We start from the raw sequence: 20,072 nt of genomic DNA on the forward strand, positions 1-20,072 counted from the left end.
CCCCGCATGGCGATATTCATGGTGCCCCCATCCGAAGCCCTCGATTTGCCAGAGGATGACCCCCTGGCGCCGCCGCCCTTCCAGCCGCTGCGCACGGACCGGCTGACGCTCCGCCCCCTGCGGCCGGAGGATGCGGCGGAGCTGCACCGGCTGGTGAATGACTGGGAAGTGGCCAAGACCCTGGCCCGCGTGCCCTTCCCCTATCCGCGCGCGCTGGCGGATGACTGGATCGCCTCCACCCGCGCCCAAATGGCCGAAGGCACCGCCTGGCACCTGGCCATCACCGGCCTGGAACAGGCCGGCGAGCCGGGGGAGCGGGAGGTGCTGGTGGGCTGCATCGGCCTGACCCGCAATGCCGCGAAGCGGGAGGCGGAGCTGGGCTACTGGATCGGCCGGCGCTTCTGGGGCCATGGCGTGGGGCCGGAGGCGGCCGCCCGCCTCAGCAGCTGGGCGCTGGCGAACCTGGAGCTGGACCGGCTGGTCGCCTCCGCCCTGATCGAGAATAGCCGCAGCCAGGCCGTGCTGCGCCGCATCGGTTTTCGGGAGACCGGGGAGGGCGTGCGGGATTTCATGGCGCGCGGCGGCTCCATGCCGGTAAAACTCTTCGAAATGACCCGCGCCGACCTTCCCCCCGCGGTGGCCGAGGCGGCGCCCGTGCTGGAAGGCACGGCGCGTCACATCCTGCTGGTCGCCGCCTGTGCGTTGATCGACAGCGATGGCCGCGTGCTGCTGGCGCGGCGGCCGGAGGGCAAGCCCATGGCGGGCCTCTGGGAATTCCCCGGCGGCAAGGTGCATGCCGGCGAAACGCCGGAAGACGCGCTGATCCGCGAATTGAAGGAAGAGTTGGGGATCGACGTGGCGGCGAGCTGCCTTGCCCCCTTCACCTTCGCCAGCCACCCGCTGGGGGAGCGGCACCTGGTGATGCCCCTCTATCTCTGCCGTCGCTGGGAAGGCCGGGTGCAGCCGCTGGAGGGCCAGGCCCTGGCCTGGGTGCGGCCGAACAAGCTGGCCGACTATGCCATGCCGCCGGCCGACAAGCCGCTGGTGGCGATGCTGCGGGATTTCCTGTAGCGGGCTTTCGCATGCAATGCTATCACTCAAAGATAGCAGGAGGCGGTCGTGGCCCAGGTGCTGGTGCGGCAGGTCGAGGAGGCGGTGGTCGAGGCGCTGAAGCGCAAGGCGGCCGCGCGCGGCAATTCCCTGGAAGGCTATGTACGAGAATTGCTGACCCGCGACGCCAGCGAAACCCGCGCCGAGATCGTGGCGCGGCTGCGGGCGCGGCTGGCCGCACAGCCTGTCTCGAGCTGCGACAGCAGCACGCTGCTGCGCGACCTTCGCGACGGCAAGGACGAAATGGCCGGCGACGAGGCTGCGTGAAGCTCGTGCTCGACGCCTCGGTGGCCGTGAAATGGTTCGTGGGCGAGGCCGAGACGTCGCTAGCGCTCCGTCTTCTGGCCGAAGGTGCCACATTCGTCGCACCGGATATCCTGCTGCTTGAGACGGCAGCCGTTCTGCTCAAGAAGGAACGCCGCGGTGAACTCGCGAAGGGCACCGCCACGGCCGCCTTGATCGACCTGGAGAGCATCGGGTGCGAACTGATCGGCCAGGTCGATCTTCTGAAGGATGCCACGGCCATGGCGACCACGGAACGTCACGGCCTGTTCGACTGCCTCTATTTGACGGTCGCGCGTGCGCGCGGCCTGCCGCTCGCCACCTTCGACCGGCGCCTGGCCGACCTGGCAGCGCGCCTCGCCATTCCCCTCTGGTCGCCGGACACCCTCGCATGTTGAACCCCACCGCCTGCCTGCTGGTGATCGGCAATGAGGTGCTCTCCGGCCGCACCAAGGACGCCAATATCAACTTCCTCGCGACCCGCCTGGGCGAGATCGGCATTCCGCTGCGCGAGGTCCGCATCATCCCCGATGTGCGCGCCACCATCATCGCCACGCTGAACGAGGTGCGGCAGAAGTTCGACCACGTCTTCACCACCGGCGGCATCGGCCCGACGCATGACGACATCACCAGCGAATGCGTCGCCGGCGCCTTCGGCGTGCCCTGGGAACCCCATCCCGAAGCCTGGGCGCGGATGGAACGCCACTACAAGCCCGGCGAGTTCAACGCCGCCCGGCAGCGCATGGCCACCATGCCGCGCGGTGCCACGCTGATCGACAATGCCATCTCCATCGCCCCCGGCTTCACCATGGGCAATGTGCATGTCATGGCCGGCGTGCCGCGCATCATGCAGGCGATGTTCGAATCCCTGGCGCCGACGCTGGCCGGCGGCCCGCCCATCGCGTCGCGCGCCGTGCATGCGGATGGCGTGATGGAAGGCCGCATCGCGGAGGGGCTGGCCGCGATCCAGGCACGCTGGCCGGAACTCGACATCGGCAGCTATCCCTACTACCGCATGGGCGGCGGCGGCGTGGCGCTGGTGGCCAAGGGCAATGACCCGGATGCGGTGGAGGAGGCGGCGCGCGCCATCACCGTGCTGCTGCGCGCCATGGGCAGCCACCCGGTCCAGGGCGAGCCGCCGGCCTGACATCGACTGCCTGATTCGGGCGTTCCAGAACGGTTACGGATCACCATTGCGGGATTTCCGACCACCCCCATCTGCCTTGCCGTGCCAGTCTCCACCTCTGCCTTTCCACAGGGCGCGCCGCGGCGGGGGCAAGCTGCCTTCGCCGTGACGAGATGCCGATAGGAACCTGATCTTGAACATTCAGACCCCCGCCCGCACCCTCGGCGCCGACCAGCCCGCCACCCCCATCCGCCCGACGCGGGAGGAGGCGGAGGCCGCCGTCCGCACGCTGCTGCTCTGGGCCGGCGACGACCCCTCGCGCGAAGGCCTGCTGGACACCCCGGCCCGCGTCGCCCGCGCCTATGGCGAATTCTTCTCCGGCTATGAGACGGACCCGGTCGAACTCCTCGCCCGCTCCTTCGAGGAGACGGACGGCTATGACGAGATGGTGGTGCTGCGCGACATCCGCCTGGAGTCCCACTGCGAGCACCACCTGGTGCCGATCATCGGCCGCGCGCATATCGCCTATATCCCGGACGGCCGCGTCGTCGGCATCTCCAAGCTCGCCCGGGTGCTGGAAGCCTATGCCAAGCGCCTGCAGATCCAGGAGAAGCTGACAGCGCAGGTGGCCAATACCATCGAGCAGGTGTTGAAGCCCAAGGGCGTCGCCGTGGTGATCGAGGCGCAGCACCAGTGCATGACCACGCGCGGCATCCACAAGCCGGGCGTCTCCATGGTCACCAGCCGCATGCTCGGCGCCTTCCGAGACGATGCCTCCACCCGGCGCGAGTTCCTGGCGATGATCGGCGCGCCGCGCGGCAGCGCGGAGGCCTGAGCGCCGCTCGGCCGAAGGCGCGCGGCCTGCACCCGCCGCAAGGCGGGTGGGCGGCCGGGCGGCCGATCGGCCGGGACGATCACCGCCCCGGCGTTGCGCCGGGGCCGAAAGCCGCCACCGCGGCCCGCGCCACCGCGGCCAGCACCGCCGGCTGCTGTGCCGCCGGGATGGTGGCCTCGGCCAGGTAGGCGGTGACCAGCACCGGCGGCCGCCCGCCCGGCGGCAGCAGCAACCCCACGTCATTGGCGATGCTGCGCCCGTTGCTGCCGGTCTTCTCGGCCGCCGTCCAACCCTCCGGCAAGCCGGCGCGGAGTTGCCGGTCGCCGGTGCGGTTGCCACGCAGCCAGGCCATCATCTGTGCCTTCCCCGCCTCGGAAAGCCCATCCCCCAGCGTCACCGTCCGGATCAGCGCCAGCATCGCCTCGGGCGTCGTGGTGTCGCGCGGGTCGCCCGGGATGCCCTCGTTCAGCGCCGGCTCCCACCGGTCCAGCCGGGTCACCGGGTCGCCCCAGCGGCGCAGCTGGGCGGTCAGCCCCTCCGGTCCGCCCAGCTGGCCCAGCAGCAGATTGGCCGCCGTATTGTCGCTGAGCGTCACGGCCGCCTCGCACAGCGCCGCCAGGGTCATGCCCGGGCCATCGGCATGCGCCTCGGTCGCCGGGGAATAGGGGACCAGGTCGGCCCGGCGGAAGCGCAGCCGCTGGTCCAGCCTCAGCTCCCCGGCCTCGACGCGCCGCAGCACGGCGGCGGCGGCCAGCAGCTTGAAGGTGCTGCACATCGGGAAGCGCTCCGCCCCCCGATGCGCGGCCTGCCGCCCGCTGCCCAGGTCCAGCAGCGCCACGCCCAGCCGCCCGCCAGTGCCCTTTTCAAGCTCCGCCAGCCTGGCGGTGAGCGCCGGCTCCGGCACGGTCGCCTGGACCCCCCGCCAAGGCATCGCGGTCCAGAGGCCCGCGACACCCAGCCCCGTCATCATGCTCCGCCGTCGCATCGTCATCGCCCTCTCTCCAAGGATGGGGCGGCCCATTAGAGCGACGATGCCCCCTCGACAAACGGGTAATTCTCGGGAAAAGCATGAGAAAATCTTGGGTCTCCGTATGCGGCCGAACCTGCCCCTGAACGCCCTCCGCGCTTTCGAGACCGCGGCGCGCCATCTCAGCTTCACCCGCGCCGGGCTGGAGCTCCGCGTCACCCAGGCCGCCATCAGCCACCAGGTGAAGGGGCTGGAGGAGATGCTCGGGGTGCCCCTGTTCCGGCGCCTGCCGCGCGGCATCGCCCTGACCGATGAAGGCGCCGCCCTGCTGCCCGAGATCGCGGAGGCCTTCCACCGCCTCGGCCGCGGGCTGGAGCGCTTCGAGGCGGGACAGGCGCGGGAGGTGCTGACGCTCGGCGTGGTCAGCAGCTTCGCCCTCGGCTGGCTGCTGCCGCGGCTGGAGCGCATGCGCGCCGCCTGCCCCCTCATCGACCTGCGCATCCAGACCAACAACAATCGCGTGGACCTGGCTGGCGAGGGGCTGGACGCCGCCATCCGCTTCGGTGACGGCGCCTGGCACGGGACCGAGGCGATCCCCCTCCTCGACGCGCCACTGGCACCGGCCTGCACCCCCGCCCTGGCCGCCCGGCTGCGCCACCCCGCGGACCTGGCGGGGGAGACGCTGCTGCGCTCCTACCGCGCCGAGGAATGGCCGCGCTGGTTCGCGGCCCTCGGCCTGGACAGCCCGCCGCTGCGCGGCTTCGTCTTCGATTCCTCGCTGGCCCTGGCGGAAGCGGCGGCGCAGGGCGCCGGCGTGGCCCTGCTGCCGCTGCGGCTGTTCACCCGCGACCTGCGCCAGGGGCGGCTGGCCAGGCCCTTCGCGGCCGAGGTCAGCCTGGGACAGTACTGGCTGACGCGGCTGCATTCCCGCGCGCCCAGCGCCGCGATGAGCGCCTTCCAGGCCTGGCTGCTGGCGGAAACCGCAAGGCCGGCGGATTGAATCCGCCCGGACAGGCCGCCCTGTCGATCTTCAGCCGCCGGAGGCTGCGCCAGCGCCCGAGGCCAAGAACGCCTCCGCCTCCACCTCGAAGACGAAGCGCGGATCGGCCAGGCCGGCCACGATCAGCAGCGTGCTGCAGGGGCAGATCGGCCCCAGCACCGCATCCCGCTGCGCCCGGAAGGCTGGGATCAGCGCCCGGTCCGTCAGGAAGACGCCCAGCTTCACGATATGCTCCGGCGCCATGCCATGCGCCGCCAGCACCGCGCGCAGATTGCGGAAGGCCTGGGCGATCTGGTCCGCCCCGGCGGCCACCACCGTGCCATCAGGGGCCACGCCGATCTGGCCCGAGATCACCAGGCGGCGTCCCGGCCCCTCCACCAGCGCGGCATGGGCATAGCGGGCGCCGGGGGCGTGCACGCCCTCCGGATTGCTGAAGGTGACGCTCATATGCGCGGCGCCCCGCCCGGCAGATCCTCGCGCTCCACCGGCGCCGGGGCCGGCGCGGTCGGCGTCGCGCCCTCGGCCAGCCAGGCGCGCAGGGTCCGGCGCAGCTGGAATTCGAATTCCACGTTCATCGCCTCCATCGCCTGGCGCACCACCTCCTCCGCCGCCTGGCGGCGGGTCGCGCCGCTGGCCCCATCCGCCACCGTCTGCAGGCGCTGCACCTGCGCCTCCACGAAAGCCACCCGCGTGCCGTCGCCCGAGAGGATCTCCACCCGGCAGGCCAGCTCCACCGCCAGCCGCTCCCCGGGCTCGCCGGCGAACATCGCGCTGATGCCGCCCGACTGCGCCAGGGTCTGGCGGGTGAAGCGCGCATTGGTGATGAGGAAGCGCGCCCGCCCCTCCGTGCCGATCGGCACCAGGCGCTGCTCGGCCATCCGCCGCATCTCGACCTCCGGCCGCATCGGCGCCGGCTCGATCACCTGGATGGTGCCCGGCAGGGGCTGGCCGATCTCGATCTCGAGCACGTTCAGCCGCAGCGGTGTCAGGTGCCGGTAGCCGGTGACCAGGGGCTGCAGCGGCGCCAGCGGCTCCTCCCGCGCTGCGCAGGCGGCCATCAGACATGGCAGGGACAGCAACAGATGGCGGCGTGTCGACATGACCGGTAACCCCCTTGGCCCAGAGAGATTGTCCAAGACGCCTGGCGGCTGGGCGGGCGCAGGTGACTCGCCCCTGTTCCAGAACGAGTCCTGGAACACCCGGTAGTCCAGCCGGCGGCGCGGGTCCACCCTTGCCTTGGCGCCTGCCATCGCGGCCTTCCCCAAGGCGCGGCACCGGCCCATCCTCCGGCCATGGATGACACGGCGATTCGCGATCTTCTGCTGGCCACGCGGCGCATCGCCGTGGTGGGGGCCTCCACGCGGCCGGACCGGCCGAGCCATGGCGTGTTCGGCTTCCTGCTGGACCGTGGCTATGACGCGGTGCCGGTGAATCCGACGCTGGCCGGCCAGGCGATCCATGGCCGCCCGGTGCTGGCCGGGCTGGAGGCGGCGGCGCCGCTCGACATGGTCGATGTCTTCCGTCGCAGCGCCGAGGCCGGCGCGGTGGTGGATGAGGCGGTGCGGCTCGGGGCGCGCTCGGTCTGGCTGCAGCTCGGCGTGGTGGATGCCGCCGCCGCCGCCCGGGCGCGCGCGGCGGGGCTCGTCGTGGTGATGGATCGCTGCCCGGTGATCGAGTGGCGGCGGCTGGGCCTGCCGGCGCGCATCGGACACTGAACGTCACGACAGCGCCGCTTGAAAATTCCGGGCGGCCGGGCCAATTCCGGCTCCGGATGAAATGTCGGTAAGGAATCGGGCCACTCCGGCCCGCGAGCCGGCATAGGGCAGAGGAAGCAAGGGACCATGACGGACGAGGAACGCCGGATCATCACCGGCTATGTGGAGCGGGTGAGCGGCGCTGCCGGCGCGGCGCCGCCGCGCCCGGCCTCGCCCTGGGGGGCGCTGGGCGGGGGCCAGCAGCAGCCGGCGCAGCCGCTGCCGCCGGTGGATCCGGAGGCGGACCGGCTGATCGGCGAGCTGTTCGCCCGCTATCCGGAGGCGCGCTACCGCATCACCCAGACCGCCTTCGTGCAGGAGCACGCGCTGGTCGAGATGCAGAACCGCATCCAGCAGCTGGAATGGGAGCTGGAGCAGGCGCAGGTGCAGGCGCAGCAGGCCCAGCAGCAGCCGCGCGGCGGCATGTTCGGCGGGCTGTTCGGCGGCGGCCAGCAGCAGCGCCCGATGATGCGCACCCGGCCGCAGCCGCAGCCGCAATACCCGCCGGGCTACAACCCGCAGGCGCTGCAGCAGGGCCAGTCCGGCGGCTTCATGCGCACCGCGATGATGACGGCGGTCGGCGTGGCCGGCGGCATGATGCTGGGCAATGCGCTGATGGGCGCGCTCGGCGGCGGCGCGGCGGAAGCGGCGACCACCGCGGCCGGCGACTTCGCCCAGGAGGCCGTGCCCACCTCCTCCCCCTGGACCGATCCGGGCGGGCAGCAGGATGCGACCGGCTACCAGGACGATGCCAGCGCCTATGACGATGGCGGCGGCTACGACGAGGATATCTGAGGCGCATCCCGGGGCAGGCTTCGGCCTGCCCCGGAATTTGTAACCAACCTCACGACATCTTCAACCGGCAGTTGCCCGTTTACGTCTGATTCACCATCATCGGCGAATCATGCGTATTCCCGACCTCGACCTGGATCTGCTGCGCTGCTTCGTGATGGTTGCCGAGCAGGGCGGCTTCACCGCGGCGGGCGGGCTGCTGGGCCTGACCCAATCCGCCGTCTCCCTCAAGGTCAAGCGGCTGGAGGATCTGGTGCGCCGCCCGGTCTTCCGCCGCACCAGCCGGCGGGTGGAGCTGACGGCGGAAGGCGAGACGCTGCTCGCCTATGCCCGCCGCATGCTGGCCCTGAACGATGAGGCGGTGCGGCGGATGGTGGCCCCGGCGGTGGCCGGCCGCCTCCGGCTCGGCGTCGCCGATCACTTCGTGCCGCGCAGCCTGGCCCATATCCTCGCCCGCTTCGCCCGCACCTATCCCGAGGCGCGGCTGGAGGTGGAGGTGGGCCGCAGCCACGATCTGCGTGCCAAGCAGGCGGCCGGCGGGCTCGATCTCGTGCTCGGCAAGCGCCGGGATGGCGAGGTGGCGGGCGTGCCGATCTGGACCGAGCCGGTGGTCTGGGCCGCGGCGCCGGACTGGCAGCTGCCGGCCGACCGCCCCCTGCCGCTGGCCCTGCTGCCGGAGGGCTGCATGTTCCGCGAGCGTGCGCTGCGCGCCCTTTCCCGTGCCGGCATCGCCTGCGAGCCGGTCTTCACCTGCGACAGCCTGCTGGGGCTGGCGGCAGCCGCCCAGGCCGGCTTCGCCCTGACCGTGCTCGGCCGCAGCGGCTTCCCGGCCGGGCTGCGGGAGGTGACGGGCCTGCCCGAGCTCGGCGTGGTGGAAATGGCGGTCTTCGGCGATGCCGAGGGCCGCAGCCAGGTGGTGGAACCGCTCGTCGGCTTCATCAGGGAGACGCTGGGGACCCAGGCGCCGTGAATGCCTTCGCCCCGCCCCTGCCCGGCTGCCGCATCCTGGTGGTCTTCGGCACGCGGCCGGAGGCGATCAAGATGATGCCGGTGCTGGCCGCGCTGCGCGCCCGCCCCGGGCTGCGCCCGATCTCCTGCGCCACCGGGCAGCATGCGGCGCTGGTGGCCGATGTGCTGGCCGAATTCGGCGAACGGGCGGAGATCGACCTCGGCGCCCTGCCGCCCGGCAGCGGCCTGCCGCTGCTCACCGGCTATCTGCTGACCGCCGTGGCGGGCGCCATCGCCGCCGCGCGGCCGGATCTCGTGCTGGTGCAGGGCGATACGCTGAGCGCCTTCGCCACCGCGCTGGCCGCGCATCAGGCCGGCATCCCGGTCGGACATGTGGAGGCGGGGCTGCGCTCCGGCGACCTGGCGAATCCCTGGCCGGAGGAATTCCACCGCGTCTCGATCGACGCCATGGCGGCGCTGCGCTTCGCGCCGACGGAGGCCGCGGCGGCGCATCTGCGGGCCGAATACGGCCGTGGCCAGATCCTCGTCACCGGCAATACCGGCATCGATGCGCTGTTCCGTGCCCGCCGCACCGGCGTGGTGCCGGTGGCCATCGCCCCGGGGCGCCGCCTGCTGCTGGTCACCGCGCATCGGCGGGAGAATTGGGGCGCGCCGCTGCTGCGCATCGCGGACGCCGTGGCAGCGCTGGCCGCGCGGGGCGATGTCGAGCTGGTCTGGCCGCTGCACCCCAACCCCGAGGTGCGGGATGCCGTGACCCGCCGGCTGGCGGGCGTGCCGCGCGTGCATCTGCTCGGCCCCCTGCCCCATTGCGACAGCGTCGCCCTGATGCGCGCCGCCAGCCTGCTGCTGACCGACAGCGGCGGGATGCAGGAGGAAGCCCCGGCGCTGGGCTGCCCGGTGCTGGTGCTGCGGGAGGTGACGGAGCGGCCGGAGGTGGTGGCCGCCGGCGCCGCGGAAGTGGTGGGCACCACGACCGAGGGAATCCTCGCCGCCGCCCAGGCGCTGCTGGAGGATCCGTCGCGCCTCGCCGCAATGGCCCGCCCGGTCTTCCCCTTCGGCGATGGCCGCGCCGCGGAGCGCATCGCAGCCGGCATCGCCGCCTGGTGGGAGGCGCGATGCAGCGCCTCTGCGTGATGGGGCTGGGCTATATCGGGCTGCCGGCGGCGGCGATGCTGGCCAGCCGGGGCCATGCCGTGGTGGGCTGCGACACCGATCCCCGCGTGGTGGCCGCGGTGGCGGCCGGACAGGCGCATTTCTCCGAGCCGGACCTCGCCATGCTGCTGCAGGCGGCGGTGACGACGGGGCGGCTGACCGCCCAGCCCGTGCCGGCCCCGGCCGATGTCTTCTTCATCGCCGTGCCGACCCCGCTCGGCCCCGGCCACCGGGCGGACCTCACCTGCGTCGAGGCCGCGACGGATGCCATCGCGCCGCTGCTGGCGCCGGGCAATCTGGTGATCCTGGAATCGACCTGCCCGGTGGGGACGACGGAGGCGCTGGCCGCGCGCCTCGCCGCCGCCCGGCCGGACCTGGTCTTTCCCGGCCGCGGACAGGACGCGCCGCCCGGCTGCGTGCACCTGGCGCATTGCCCGGAGCGCGTCCTGCCCGGCTCCATGCTGCGGGAGCTGGTGGCGAATGACCGCATCATCGGCGGCCTGACCCCCGATTGCGCGGAGCGGGCGCGGCAGGTCTATGCCGGCTTCGTCACCGGCCAGTGCTGGCTGACCGATAGCCGCACGGCGGAGTTGGCCAAACTCGCGGAGAACGCGTTCCGCGACGTGAACATCGCCTTCGCCAATGAGCTGGCGGGGATCTGCGGCGCGCTGGGGGTGGACCCCTGGGCCGCCATCGCGCTCGCCAACCGGCATCCGCGGGTGTCCATCCTGCGGCCCGGCCCGGGCGTCGGCGGCCATTGCATCGCGGTGGATCCCTGGTTCCTGGCCGAGGCCGCGCCGGACCGCAGCCCGCTGATCCGCGCCGCCCGCGCGGTGAATGCGGCGCGGCCGGGCCAGGTGGCGGCGGAGATCCGGGCCCTGGCGGCGCCGGGGGCGCCCGTCGCCTGCCTCGGCCTGACCTACAAGGCGGATGTCGGGGACCTGCGCGCCAGCCCGGCGCTGGCCATCGCGGAGGAACTCTCCCGCGACGGCATGCGGCGGGTGCTGTGCTGCGATCCGCAGCTCGCGGCGCTGCCGCCGCCCCTGGCCGGGCGGGCGGGCGTTGCGCTGGTCGATGTGCAGGCGGCGCTGGCCCAGGCGGAGGTGGTGGCCATCCTGGTGCCGCATGCGGCCTTCCGGGCGCTGCCACGGGCGGCCTTCGCGGACCGCCTCGTGGTCGATGCGGCGGGGCTGCTGCAGCCTGCTTGAAAGCCGGGCGCGGCGGGCCATCTGCTGCGGCGGTTCGGGCCCCTCTGGCGCCGCGCGGCCCTTTGGGCGGCCGGCGTGATGTCGAACCGGCCACGCGGCTTGGCCGCATGACTCGGAAGGGGTTCGAGATGACCGCCACCCATCCTGCCAGGACGCTCCGCATCCTGGGCGCGCTGCTGCTGGCGATCGGCCTCGCCGGCTATCTGCTGCCGGCGCCGCCGGTGCATTGGACGGCGCTGATCCCGGCGGGGCTTGGCGCGCTCGCCCTGCTCGCCGCCTGGCAGCGGCCGCGGCCCGCACAGGTGACGGGCCTCGTCATCTGCGGCCTGGCGCTCTTCGGCGGCGGCTCCGCACTGGCCCAGCTGCCGGCGCTGCTGGCGGGCGAGGCCGGCGCGGCCACCGCCTCCCGCGCCGCGACGGCGCTGGTGGCGCTGGGCGGGATCGCGGCGCTGGCCTGGCCGCGGCGCAGGCCCGAGGGTCCGGCGGCCTGAACACCCTTGCTGCTGATCCTGGGCCTCCCGGCGCTGGTCCTCCCCATCGCCGTCCGCTCCGCCGCGCCTTGGCGATACGGGAGCCGCGGGAGGGGGCGCTGCTGCTGGCGCTCCATGCCGGCTACCTGGCCTGGCACTGGCCCGGCTGATTGACCACAGGCCTCGGCCGGGCGCAGTTTTGCCGCAGCCAGAGGAGCCCGCGCGGCATGGTCGCAGCCACCGAGACGCCCGCCACCGGCCAGGATGCGCGCATCCTGGCGCTGATCGGCACCGGGCATTTCCTCAGCCATTTCTACATGCTGTGCCTGCCGCCGCTGTTCCTGGTCTGGCGCGACGAATTCGACGTCTCCTTCGCCGCGCTCGGCCTGGCGGTGGCGCTGATGAGCGGCGTGACGGCCGCGCTGCAGACGCCGGTGGGCTTCCTGGTGGACCGGCACGGCGCGCGGCCCTTCCTGGTGGGCGGCGTGCTGCTGATGGCGCTGTCGATCGGCGCCATGGCCTTCGCACCGGGCTACTGGGCCATCCTGCTGCTGGCGGTGCTGTCCGGCATCGGCAATTCGGTGATCCACCCGGCGGACTACGCGATCCTCGGCGGCTCGATCCATCCCAGCCGCATCGGCCGCGCCTTCGCCATGCATACCTTCACGGGCAATCTCGGCTTCGCGGCGGGGCCGCCGGTGATCGCGGGGATGCTGCTGGTGATGGGCTGGCGGCCGGCGCTGCTGATCCTGGGCCTCATCGGCGTGCCGGTGGTGCTCGCCATCCTGTGGCAGAGCCGCATCCTGCAGGACCAGGCCAAGCCCAAGGCGCGCCAGGCCGGCGGGCCGAGCGGGCGCGAATTGCTGCTGTCGCGGCCCATCCTGCTGTTCTTCGGCTTCTTCCTGCTCTCCGCCATGGCCGGCACGGCGATCCAGGCCTTCGCCATCACCGTGCTGGGCGAGCTCTGGGGCACGCCGGTGGCCGTCGCCTCCCTGGCGCTGACCGGGTACATGATGGGCGCCACGGGCGGCGTTCTGGTGGGCGGCTGGTTCGCCGACCGGTCGAAGAAGCACCTGGCCTTCATCGTGATCCTGACGCTGGTCTCGGCCACGCTGCTGCTGGTGATGGGGCTGGTGCGGATGCCGGACTGGCTGCTGCCGCTGGTGGCCGGCGCCGCGGGGCTGGCGCTGGGGTCCTCCCGCACGCCGCGCGACGTGATGCTGAAGGACGCGATCCCACCGGGGCAGATGGGCAAGGTTTTCGGCTTCGTCTCCTCCGGCCTGCCGCTGGGCGGGGCCATCACGCCGGTGCCCTTCGGCTGGCTGATCGACCTGGGCCAGGCGGCGCTGGTGCTGCCGCTGGCGGCCGCGCTGCTGCTGGCCTCCCTGCTCTGCATGGGCCAGGCGAAGAGCGCGGCGATGGCGGCGCGGCCGCTCGCTGTCCCGGCCGAATAGTTTGGGCCGCTTCGATACCGCGCTGCAGGTCCTGGACCTTCTGGGCATCGCCGTCTTCGCCGCCTCCGGCGCGCTGGTGGCCAGCCGCAAGCAGCTGGATGTGGTGGGCTTCGTGCTGATCGGCATGATCACCGGCTTTGGCGGCGGCACGGTGCGGGACCTGCTGCTGGGGCGCACGCCGGTCTTCTGGCTGAAGCAGCCGGAACTGCCCGCGATCGCGGCCGCGGCGGCGCTGCTGGTCTTCTTCTTCGCGCATCGCATCGAAAGCCGTTTCAAGGCGCTGCTCTGGGCGGATGCGCTGGGGCTGGCGCTGTTCGCCGTGCTGGGGGCGGAGATCGCGCTGATCGCGGGGGCGGAGCCCTGGGCGGCGGTGCTGCTGGGCACCGTCACCGCCACGGCGGGCGGCATCATCCGCGACGTGGTCTGCATGGAGCTGCCGCTGATCCTGCGGAAGGAGATCTACATCACCGCGGCGGCGGCGGCCGCCTGCGCCTATGTGGCGCTGCGGCTTGCGCCCCTGCCGCGCGACCTGTCGCTGATGGCCGGCATCGCGCTGGGCTTCGGCATCCGCGCTGCGGCGATCTGGCGCGGCTGGTCGCTGCCCGCCTTCAAGCCGCGGCCGGCGCGGGACTATCCGGACGAGCGATAGCGATCAGCCGCAGCGCCCGGCCGTCTCCGCCGCCGCGAAGCCTTCGAATTCCGCCATCTCCTCCCGCACCTCGATCCAGCGCAGCGCGGCGGCCTCCGGATCAATGCGGGCCGTGCCCGCGATCACCCGGCCGGGGACCAGGGCGCTGGCGCGGCGATAGGCCAACTCCTGGCCGGAGGCGGCGATCTGCCAGGACAGCACCGGCAGCGGCCGGCAGGCGAAGAAGGCGCGCACCGCGATCAGCCCGCTGCCATCGGCGGCCAGCAGCAGCCGCGCATCCCCGGCCTCGCTGCGCAGCCGCGCGGTGCGGCCGATCCATTCCGGAAAGGGCGGCACCCGGCCACCGGCCCGCACGGGGACGGCGATCAGCAGGGCGGGCAGGCAGAGGGCGGCGCGACGCGGCAGGGCGGCCATGGGCGGGCTCCCGGCGGGTGACGAGGCGAAAAACCTGCCAAACCGGGCGCCGCGCGCACAAGAACTGTAACAATTCGGAACGGAGTTACCAGCCGTTCACCCGCTCCCACTCCGCCACCACGCGGCCGGTCTCGTCCAGCACGTGGTAGCGGTCATGCGCCGCCGCGGTCAGGCAGACATGATTGGGCGCGATCCGCAGCCTTGTGCCGACGCGCAGGCGATCGAGGTCCAGCGTGCCGCCTTCCGTCGCGCGAACCTCGCCATGTTCCTGGTGCACGCGCACCACCACGGCATCACCCAGGCTGGGCTGGCCGGCGGCGTCCAGCACGCGGCCGAACTTCCAGTCGCGCGGCGCGGCCTCGGTGCTGCGGTCCTTGGACAGGGCCAGCGCCCCGGCATCGACCAGCACGGCATGGCGCGCCGGGTACCGCCCGGTGACGCTGGTAAGCACCGTGACGGCGATATCCTCCAGCGGATGGACGCCAAGCTGCGCCTGCAGCAGGTCGCCCATCATATAGACGCCGGCCCGCATCTCGGTGACGCCTTCCAGATGCGCCGCATACATGGCGGTGGGGGAGGCGCCGGCGGAGACGATCTTCACGGCATGCCCGGCCTCCCGCAGCCGGGTCGCGGCGCGGACGATGCCGGCGCGCTCGATCTCCGCCAGCTCCGCCATCGCGGCCTCGCTGCGGCCGGCATAGGAATGGCCGGAATGGGAGAGCACGCCGGCCAGCTTCGGGTCGAGCGCGGCGCCGATGGCCAGCAGCGCTTCGCCATCCGGCGCCACGCCGGCGCGGCCCTCGCCCACATCCACCTCGATCAGCGTCGGCAGCTGGCCCGGATGGGCGGCGATGGCCTGCGCCGTCTCCAGGTCATCCGTGATGATTTTTACCTGTGCGCCCTCGGCGTTCAGCGCGGCGACCGCATCGAGTTTCGAGGGCGTGATGCCCACGGCATAGACCTGGTCGCGAAAGCCGTGCGCGGCGAAATAGCGGGCCTCGGCGAGGGTGGAGACGGTGATGGGGCCACCGCCCGGCGCCGCCAGCTGCGCCACCGCGGCGGATTTCGCGGTCTTCATATGCGGGCGCAGTTGCACGCCGGGGTGGCGCGCGATGGCCGCCGCCATGCGCGCGATATTGCGCTTCAGGATCGGCAGGTCGAGCAGCAGGCAGGGCGTGGGCAGATGGTCCAGCGACATCAGATGGCCACCCCCAGCATCTCCGCGAATCGCGGCGTGGCCTTGAGGCCGGTGCCGGTCAGCACCACCACGCTGCTCTCGCGCTCCGCGATCCGCCCCTCGGCGCGGAGCTTCGAGAAGGCGGCGGCGGCCTGGGCGCAGGTGGGCTCCACGTAGAGGCCGGTGCGGGCCAAAGCGAGCGCGGCCTCGGCAATCTCCGCCTCCTCCAGCAGCACCGCGCCGCCCTGGCTTTCGCGCAGGGCGGTCAGGCATTCCGGCAGGCGGATCGGCTGGGCGATGGCGGTGCCCTCCGCGATCGTGGGTTTTGCCTCGACGGCCGGCAGGCCGAGCGCGGCGCGGGCGATGGGTCCGCAATGCGCCGGCTGCGCCGCCCAGATGCGCGGCAGGCGGTCGATCTGGCCGGCCCGCAAAAGCTCGGAAAAACCGAGCCAGCAGCCGAGCACATTCGACCCCGCGCCGCAGGGGACGATGACATTGTCGGGGACCTTGAAGCCGAGATCCTCCCACAGCTCATAGGCCAGGGTCTTGGTGCCCTCCAGGAAGAAGGGCTGCCAGTTGTGACTGGCGTAGAAGATCTCCGCCGATTTCGCGAGCGCCGCATCGGCGCAGTCCTGGCGGCTGCCGGGGATCAGCTCGATGGCCGCACCGGCCGCACGGGACTGCACCGTCTTGGCCGGGCTGGTGCTGGACGGGACGAAGATGGTGGCGGCCATGCCGCCCGCCGCGGCGTAGGCGGAGACGGCCGCGCCGCCATTGCCGGACGAGTCTTCCAGCACGCTCCTCACGCCCTGGTCGCATAGAAGAGAAAGCATGACGCTGGCCCCGCGGTCCTTGAAGCTGCCGGTGGGCATGAACCATTCGCATTTCAGCAGGGCCGTGCCGCCGGGCAGCGCGCGCTCCACCAGCGGCGTGCAGCCCTCCCCCATGCTGATCGGCGCCTTGGGGCGCCAGGGCAGGGCGGCGGCATAGCGCCAGATGCTGCGGGTGCCGGTTTCAATCTCGGCACGGCTGAGGCCCTGCCGCATCGTCAGCAGCAAGGGCGCCTGGTCGTCGCCGCACCAGCGGGGGGTGTCGAGTGGCCAGGTCCGGCCGCTGCGGGGGTCGAGGTAGAGTTGCGGGGTCATGCGGCCATCCTCCCTTGCCCGCGCAGGCGCGGCAAGCGACCCTGGGCGCATGACCCTCCACGACCCGGTGCTGCGCCTGGCAGCCGACCTCATCGCGATCGACAGCCGATCCAGCCTTTCGAACCTGCCGGTCGCCGACCGCATCGAGCAGGAATTGTCGGGGTTCGAGGTGGAGCGGCTGGACTACGCGGACGCGAATGGCGTCGCGAAGCGCGTGCTGGTGGCCCATAAGGGGCCGCGCGGCGGCTATGCGCTGTCCGGCCACATGGACACGGTGCCGGCCACGGGGTGGGAGAGCGATCCCTGGGCGCCGCGGCTGGATGCGGACGGGCTGCTGCATGGCCTCGGCAGCGTCGACATGAAGGGCCAGGTGGCCGCCGCCATCATCGCGGCCCAGCGCGCGCCGGCCGATGTCGGCGCCACGCTGCTGATCACCACGGATGAGGAAACCACCAAGGCCGGCGCCCGCCGCATCGCCCGCGACAGCGCCTTGGCAAGATCGCTGGACCTGCAAGGCATCTTCGTGGTGGAGCCCACGGGGCTGGTGCCGGTGCGCGGCCATCGCAGCCACATCGCCTTCACCGCGACGGCGCATGGCGTGCAGGCACATTCCTCCACCGGCAAGGGCGTGAACGCCAACTGGAAGCTGCTGCCCTTCCTGGTGGCGATGCGCGCGGTGCATGACGAGCTGCGCACGAACCCCGCGCTGCAGGATGCGGATTACGACCCGCCGTTTTCCGACTTCAACCTGATCCTCGACAACCACGGCACGGCGATGAACGTCACCGTCGCCAAGGCCACGGCCCAGATAAAATTCCGGTACAGCGCCAAGGTGGACCCGAAGCCCATCCTGCAGGCCGTGCGCCAGGCGGCGCGCGAGGCGGGGGTCGAGCTTGCGGAGCAGATGGAAGGTTTTCCGCCGGAGCTGCCGGCGGACCACCCCTTCGTCGCCCGCGCCACGCGGCTGACCAACCGCGCCCCGCGCACCGCCCCCTATGGCACCGATGCCAGCGAGTTGCAGGCGCTGGCGCCCTGCGTGGTGCTCGGACCGGGCGATATCGCCCTGGCGCATACGCCGCGCGAATATGTGCGGGCGCAGGATCTTCTGGACGCCGTGCCGGTCTTTGCGCGGGCGCTGGCGGGCGCCTAGCCCCCTCGGGGATGGCACTGGTGGCGATAGGAAATTCCCATTTCACCGGGGCGGCGGATCGTGGCATCCGGGCCTCCTGCCGGTTGAGGAAGGAGCCATCGTGACGTCGCAACCCCCCAAAAGCCCGCCCCCCGCGGCGCTGGACGCCGCGGCGCTCGACCAGGTGGTGGGCGGCAGCGCCGAGTCCGAGCCCACCGCGCTCTGGGAGCAGAATCCGGATGCCGGGCTGCTCATGGGCACCTGGCAGGACGACATGCTGGTCGCCGACAACGACCAACACATCATCATCGCCGGCCGCGGCGACGACTATGCCATCGGCGGCGGCGGCAATGACTTCGTGCTGGGCGGCGAGGGCCGTGACCTGGTGATGGGCGGCGCGGGCGACGATGTGCTGGCCGGCAATGGCGGCCGCGACATGGTCGATGGCGGCGCCGGCGACGACGTGGTGATCTGGAGCCCCGGCGACGGGCCGGACATCCTCACCGGCGGCAGCGGCACCGACGAGCTGCGGCTGGAACGCACGGGGCTCACCATCGACCAGGTCCTGGCCGGGCTGGTGCCGGATTGGGGCTACCCCGCCCCGAAGGTGGTCGATGGAACCCTGGACCTGACCGGCATCACCGGCAGCCTGACCATCAACGGGGAGACCTTCCGCTTCTCGGGCTTCGAGAGGCTGACGCTCTCGGATGGCGACGCGCTCTTCGTCTACCCCGACGCGATCCCGTAGCGTGCCGCTCCCCATTCCGCCCGAATCTCACCGAGCGTCACCATCATCACAGCCAGGCCATGATCGTCTCCCCTGGCAGCCACGTGGGGTCAGCAAGTGACAGCGCGCTACGGCCGCGACCAAGTTCCGCGAGTGGTCCTTGCTACCAACTTCAGCTTCCACCTCTTTCGTAGAGAGCGCATCGGCACACGTCTCGGATGGATCGTCTCCCAGTGTTGGCCAAGCAGCTCCCAGGACTCATCCCCGCTCTAGGCCCCGACATGGCGTCGGCGTTCTCTCGCCGCAGGAGTTATACCATCACTGGATCCTCATCGGAGTGCGTCCAGCAGCAAGAAATGGGCGTTCGCGATCTGGACGCATACGCAGAAGCCCACCGGTGGCAGCTCACCAATAAACGTTCCCAAGGGGCATAAGCGCACTAGACGTAAAGGCAGGAACGCAACAAATTCCAGCCTGGAGGTTCCACTATGATCCGGCTTCTGGCTCTGCTTGCTACTACAGTGGCGCTGACCTCGGCGAGCATTCCTGCCCTGGCAGATTCTCTCCCAAACTGTCGCGAGATAGTTGACCCAGCGGAAAGGCTGGCCTGTTTCGACCAAGCCCCGATTCCTGGCGTAACACCAGCACCCACAGAGACCTCGACCGCGGCGCCCACAACCGAACCCGTTGTTCAGCCAGCCACTACGACCAGATGGCAGGTCCGAGTCCAACGGGATTTGATGGGCGGACCGAATCGAGCGTTTGTCACACAGACTGCTTCGGAGTTTACAGGAGCGGCCGATCGCAGTCCGGTACTTACCCTTCGGTGCGGAGTTGAGGACAACAAGCTTGAGGTAATCTACAATCCTCAGATCTACCTTGGTCGGCCGGTGTCATCGTCCGAGTCTAGCAGCATCAAGGTCCGAATTCGGTTGGACAGTCGCGCTCCGTACGAGCAGAGCTGGGGGCCTTCAACGAGCCGGAACGTCGCATTCGCTAGTGATCCGCGACGCTTTTACGAAACGCTTCTTCGCCATCGGACGCTAGTCATCGAAGCGGAAGCTCATGGTACCCGGGTAAAGGTGGCGGCCGAGTTCGATTTGGAAGGGCTTGCTGATTTAGCTTCGGCGCTAGAAGGATGCTTGCCCCCGTTGCCAATGCCGGAGATCACGCGAGAGCATGGTATAGGCGCAGATCTGATAGATTTCGTCTCCCAGTGGCGCGTCTTGCCCCGCGCAAATAGTGGACCGAGCGCTAATCAGCGTATGCTAGTGTTGTATGGGCACATCAGCACTGAGACAGGAAACCAAGACACGCTATTCTTCTGGTGCGAAGGCAGCAATTTGGTTGGTCACATTCGATTCGACGCACCAGTCCCAAGGCAACTGACACGCCTTCGGCTCTACGGAATCGGACGAAGCAGCTCCCAAAGCTATGCGAACCCGCGTAAGATTAATGATCGAACCGTGGCTTTAACCGACCCTCGCGCATTCGCCCGGGCGGTTGCCCCGGGGTCGCCCAGAAACTTCGTCCTTGCAACTGCAGACGGACAAGACGATCTGCAAACGGCTGGCTTTCTGTTACCTGCTCTCGATACGGAACAGGCCGCAGTAATCGCGCCTTGCCTTAACCCGCCGCGCCAACAACAACCCTCATCGTCGGGGAGATGAACGCGGCGCCTCGCGGAAAATCTGGCCTGTGAAAAGGCCGCG

General features: G+C 71.3%; 23 protein-coding genes. 17 read left to right on the plus strand and 6 right to left on the minus strand.

Annotated elements, in window-relative coordinates; all coding sequences use genetic code 11:
• Positions 1–18: 18 nt before the first annotated feature.
• The 5 genes from mutT to folE all read left to right on the plus strand — a co-directional run bounded on the left by mutT (position 19) and on the right by folE (position 3,353).
• Positions 19–1,071, plus strand: a complete 1,053-nt coding sequence (mutT, locus tag ACTIF1_RS00950; protein ID WP_439594488.1) for an 8-oxo-dGTP diphosphatase MutT — start codon at positions 19–21, stop codon at positions 1,069–1,071.
• A 48-nt stretch (positions 1,072–1,119) separates the two neighbouring features.
• A complete protein-coding gene (locus ACTIF1_RS00955; RefSeq protein WP_439594489.1) occupies positions 1,120–1,377 on the plus strand; it encodes a FitA-like ribbon-helix-helix domain-containing protein in 258 nt (85 codons plus the stop codon).
• Positions 1,374–1,790 (plus strand): type II toxin-antitoxin system VapC family toxin, encoded by a 417-nt coding sequence (locus tag ACTIF1_RS00960; RefSeq protein ID WP_439594490.1) that lies wholly within the window; start codon positions 1,374–1,376, stop codon positions 1,788–1,790. Before ACTIF1_RS00955 ends, ACTIF1_RS00960 begins: the two co-directional genes overlap by 4 nt.
• Positions 1,787–2,539 carry a competence/damage-inducible protein A gene (locus tag ACTIF1_RS00965; protein ID WP_439594654.1) on the plus strand — a complete coding sequence of 251 codons (753 nt, stop codon included), beginning with the start codon at positions 1,787–1,789 and terminating at the stop codon, positions 2,537–2,539. Before ACTIF1_RS00960 ends, ACTIF1_RS00965 begins: the two co-directional genes overlap by 4 nt.
• A 172-nt stretch (positions 2,540–2,711) precedes the next feature.
• The gene (folE, locus tag ACTIF1_RS00970; protein WP_439594491.1) at positions 2,712–3,353 is read left to right on the plus strand and encodes a GTP cyclohydrolase I FolE; all 642 of its coding nucleotides are present in this window, start codon (positions 2,712–2,714) and stop codon (positions 3,351–3,353) included.
• Positions 3,354–3,432: 79 nt separating this feature from the next.
• Here folE and bla read toward each other — a convergent pair whose 3' ends face one another.
• On the minus strand, positions 3,433–4,344 hold the full coding sequence (gene bla / locus ACTIF1_RS00975; protein WP_439594492.1) for a class A beta-lactamase: 912 nt from the start codon (positions 4,342–4,344) through the stop codon (positions 3,433–3,435).
• Between the two features lie 88 nt (positions 4,345–4,432).
• Between bla and ACTIF1_RS00980 the strand changes: the two genes are divergently transcribed.
• Positions 4,433–5,320 carry a LysR family transcriptional regulator gene (locus ACTIF1_RS00980; protein ID WP_439594493.1) on the plus strand — a complete coding sequence of 296 codons (888 nt, stop codon included), beginning with the start codon at positions 4,433–4,435 and terminating at the stop codon, positions 5,318–5,320.
• A 30-nt stretch (positions 5,321–5,350) separates the two neighbouring features.
• On the opposite strand, the gene ACTIF1_RS00985 is transcribed toward ACTIF1_RS00980, so the two are convergent.
• Both ACTIF1_RS00985 and ACTIF1_RS00990 read right to left on the minus strand, forming a co-directional pair.
• Positions 5,351–5,767: a RidA family protein gene (locus ACTIF1_RS00985; RefSeq protein WP_439594494.1), complete on the minus strand. Its 417-nt coding sequence runs from the start codon at positions 5,765–5,767 to the stop codon at positions 5,351–5,353.
• Positions 5,764–6,420 (minus strand): hypothetical protein, encoded by a 657-nt coding sequence (locus ACTIF1_RS00990; RefSeq protein ID WP_439594495.1) that lies wholly within the window; start codon positions 6,418–6,420, stop codon positions 5,764–5,766. Before ACTIF1_RS00990 ends, ACTIF1_RS00985 begins: the two co-directional genes overlap by 4 nt.
• Positions 6,421–6,612: 192 nt before the next feature.
• Between ACTIF1_RS00990 and ACTIF1_RS00995 the strand changes: the two genes are divergently transcribed.
• The 8 genes from ACTIF1_RS00995 to ACTIF1_RS01030 all read left to right on the plus strand — a co-directional run bounded on the left by ACTIF1_RS00995 (position 6,613) and on the right by ACTIF1_RS01030 (position 13,768).
• Positions 6,613–7,035: a CoA-binding protein gene (locus ACTIF1_RS00995; protein ID WP_439594496.1), complete on the plus strand. Its 423-nt coding sequence runs from the start codon at positions 6,613–6,615 to the stop codon at positions 7,033–7,035.
• Positions 7,036–7,161: 126 nt separating this feature from the next.
• The gene (locus tag ACTIF1_RS01000) at positions 7,162–7,869 is read left to right on the plus strand and encodes a DUF2076 domain-containing protein (protein WP_439594497.1); all 708 of its coding nucleotides are present in this window, start codon (positions 7,162–7,164) and stop codon (positions 7,867–7,869) included.
• A 109-nt stretch (positions 7,870–7,978) separates the two neighbouring features.
• Positions 7,979–8,836 carry a LysR substrate-binding domain-containing protein gene (locus tag ACTIF1_RS01005; protein WP_439594498.1) on the plus strand — a complete coding sequence of 286 codons (858 nt, stop codon included), beginning with the start codon at positions 7,979–7,981 and terminating at the stop codon, positions 8,834–8,836.
• On the plus strand, positions 8,833–9,969 hold the full coding sequence (wecB, locus tag ACTIF1_RS01010) for a non-hydrolyzing UDP-N-acetylglucosamine 2-epimerase (RefSeq protein WP_439594499.1): 1,137 nt from the start codon (positions 8,833–8,835) through the stop codon (positions 9,967–9,969). Before ACTIF1_RS01005 ends, wecB begins: the two co-directional genes overlap by 4 nt.
• A complete protein-coding gene (gene wecC / locus ACTIF1_RS01015) occupies positions 9,951–11,195 on the plus strand; it encodes a UDP-N-acetyl-D-mannosamine dehydrogenase (RefSeq protein ID WP_439594500.1) in 1,245 nt (414 codons plus the stop codon). The genes wecB and wecC overlap by 19 nt, the downstream gene beginning before the upstream one ends.
• Before the next feature lie 128 nt (positions 11,196–11,323).
• Positions 11,324–11,686, plus strand: a complete 363-nt coding sequence (locus tag ACTIF1_RS01020) for a hypothetical protein (RefSeq protein WP_439594501.1) — start codon at positions 11,324–11,326, stop codon at positions 11,684–11,686.
• A 206-nt stretch (positions 11,687–11,892) separates the two neighbouring features.
• Entirely contained in the window at positions 11,893–13,119 is a 1,227-nt protein-coding gene (locus ACTIF1_RS01025) for an MFS transporter (protein WP_439594502.1), read from the plus strand.
• A gap of 1 nt (position 13,120) precedes the next feature.
• The gene (locus ACTIF1_RS01030) at positions 13,121–13,768 is read left to right on the plus strand and encodes a trimeric intracellular cation channel family protein (protein ID WP_439594503.1); all 648 of its coding nucleotides are present in this window, start codon (positions 13,121–13,123) and stop codon (positions 13,766–13,768) included.
• Positions 13,769–13,771: 3 nt separating this feature from the next.
• On the opposite strand, the gene ACTIF1_RS01035 is transcribed toward ACTIF1_RS01030, so the two are convergent.
• The 3 genes from ACTIF1_RS01035 to ACTIF1_RS01045 all read right to left on the minus strand — a co-directional run bounded on the left by ACTIF1_RS01035 (position 13,772) and on the right by ACTIF1_RS01045 (position 16,504).
• On the minus strand, positions 13,772–14,182 hold the full coding sequence (locus ACTIF1_RS01035; RefSeq protein ID WP_439594504.1) for a hypothetical protein: 411 nt from the start codon (positions 14,180–14,182) through the stop codon (positions 13,772–13,774).
• Positions 14,183–14,267: 85 nt separating this feature from the next.
• The gene (locus ACTIF1_RS01040; RefSeq protein ID WP_439594505.1) at positions 14,268–15,380 is read right to left on the minus strand and encodes an alanine racemase; all 1,113 of its coding nucleotides are present in this window, start codon (positions 15,378–15,380) and stop codon (positions 14,268–14,270) included.
• Complete coding sequence (locus tag ACTIF1_RS01045) at positions 15,380–16,504, minus strand: pyridoxal-phosphate dependent enzyme (protein WP_439594506.1); 1,125 nt, start codon at positions 16,502–16,504, stop codon at positions 15,380–15,382. The genes ACTIF1_RS01040 and ACTIF1_RS01045 overlap by 1 nt, the downstream gene beginning before the upstream one ends.
• Before the next feature lie 49 nt (positions 16,505–16,553).
• On the opposite strand from ACTIF1_RS01045, the gene ACTIF1_RS01050 reads away from it, so the two are divergent.
• The 3 genes from ACTIF1_RS01050 to ACTIF1_RS01060 all read left to right on the plus strand — a co-directional run bounded on the left by ACTIF1_RS01050 (position 16,554) and on the right by ACTIF1_RS01060 (position 20,030).
• Positions 16,554–17,654 (plus strand): M20/M25/M40 family metallo-hydrolase, encoded by a 1,101-nt coding sequence (locus ACTIF1_RS01050; protein WP_439594507.1) that lies wholly within the window; start codon positions 16,554–16,556, stop codon positions 17,652–17,654.
• 100 nt (positions 17,655–17,754) lie between these two features.
• Positions 17,755–18,381: a hypothetical protein gene (locus tag ACTIF1_RS01055; protein WP_439594508.1), complete on the plus strand. Its 627-nt coding sequence runs from the start codon at positions 17,755–17,757 to the stop codon at positions 18,379–18,381.
• Between the two features lie 467 nt (positions 18,382–18,848).
• Positions 18,849–20,030 carry a type VI secretion system-associated protein TagO gene (locus tag ACTIF1_RS01060; RefSeq protein WP_439594509.1) on the plus strand — a complete coding sequence of 394 codons (1,182 nt, stop codon included), beginning with the start codon at positions 18,849–18,851 and terminating at the stop codon, positions 20,028–20,030.
• Positions 20,031–20,072 lie beyond the last annotated feature (42 nt).

It is taken from the genome of Falsiroseomonas sp. (assembly GCF_051860665.1).
Taxonomy (GTDB): Bacteria; Pseudomonadota; Alphaproteobacteria; order Acetobacterales; family Acetobacteraceae; genus Falsiroseomonas.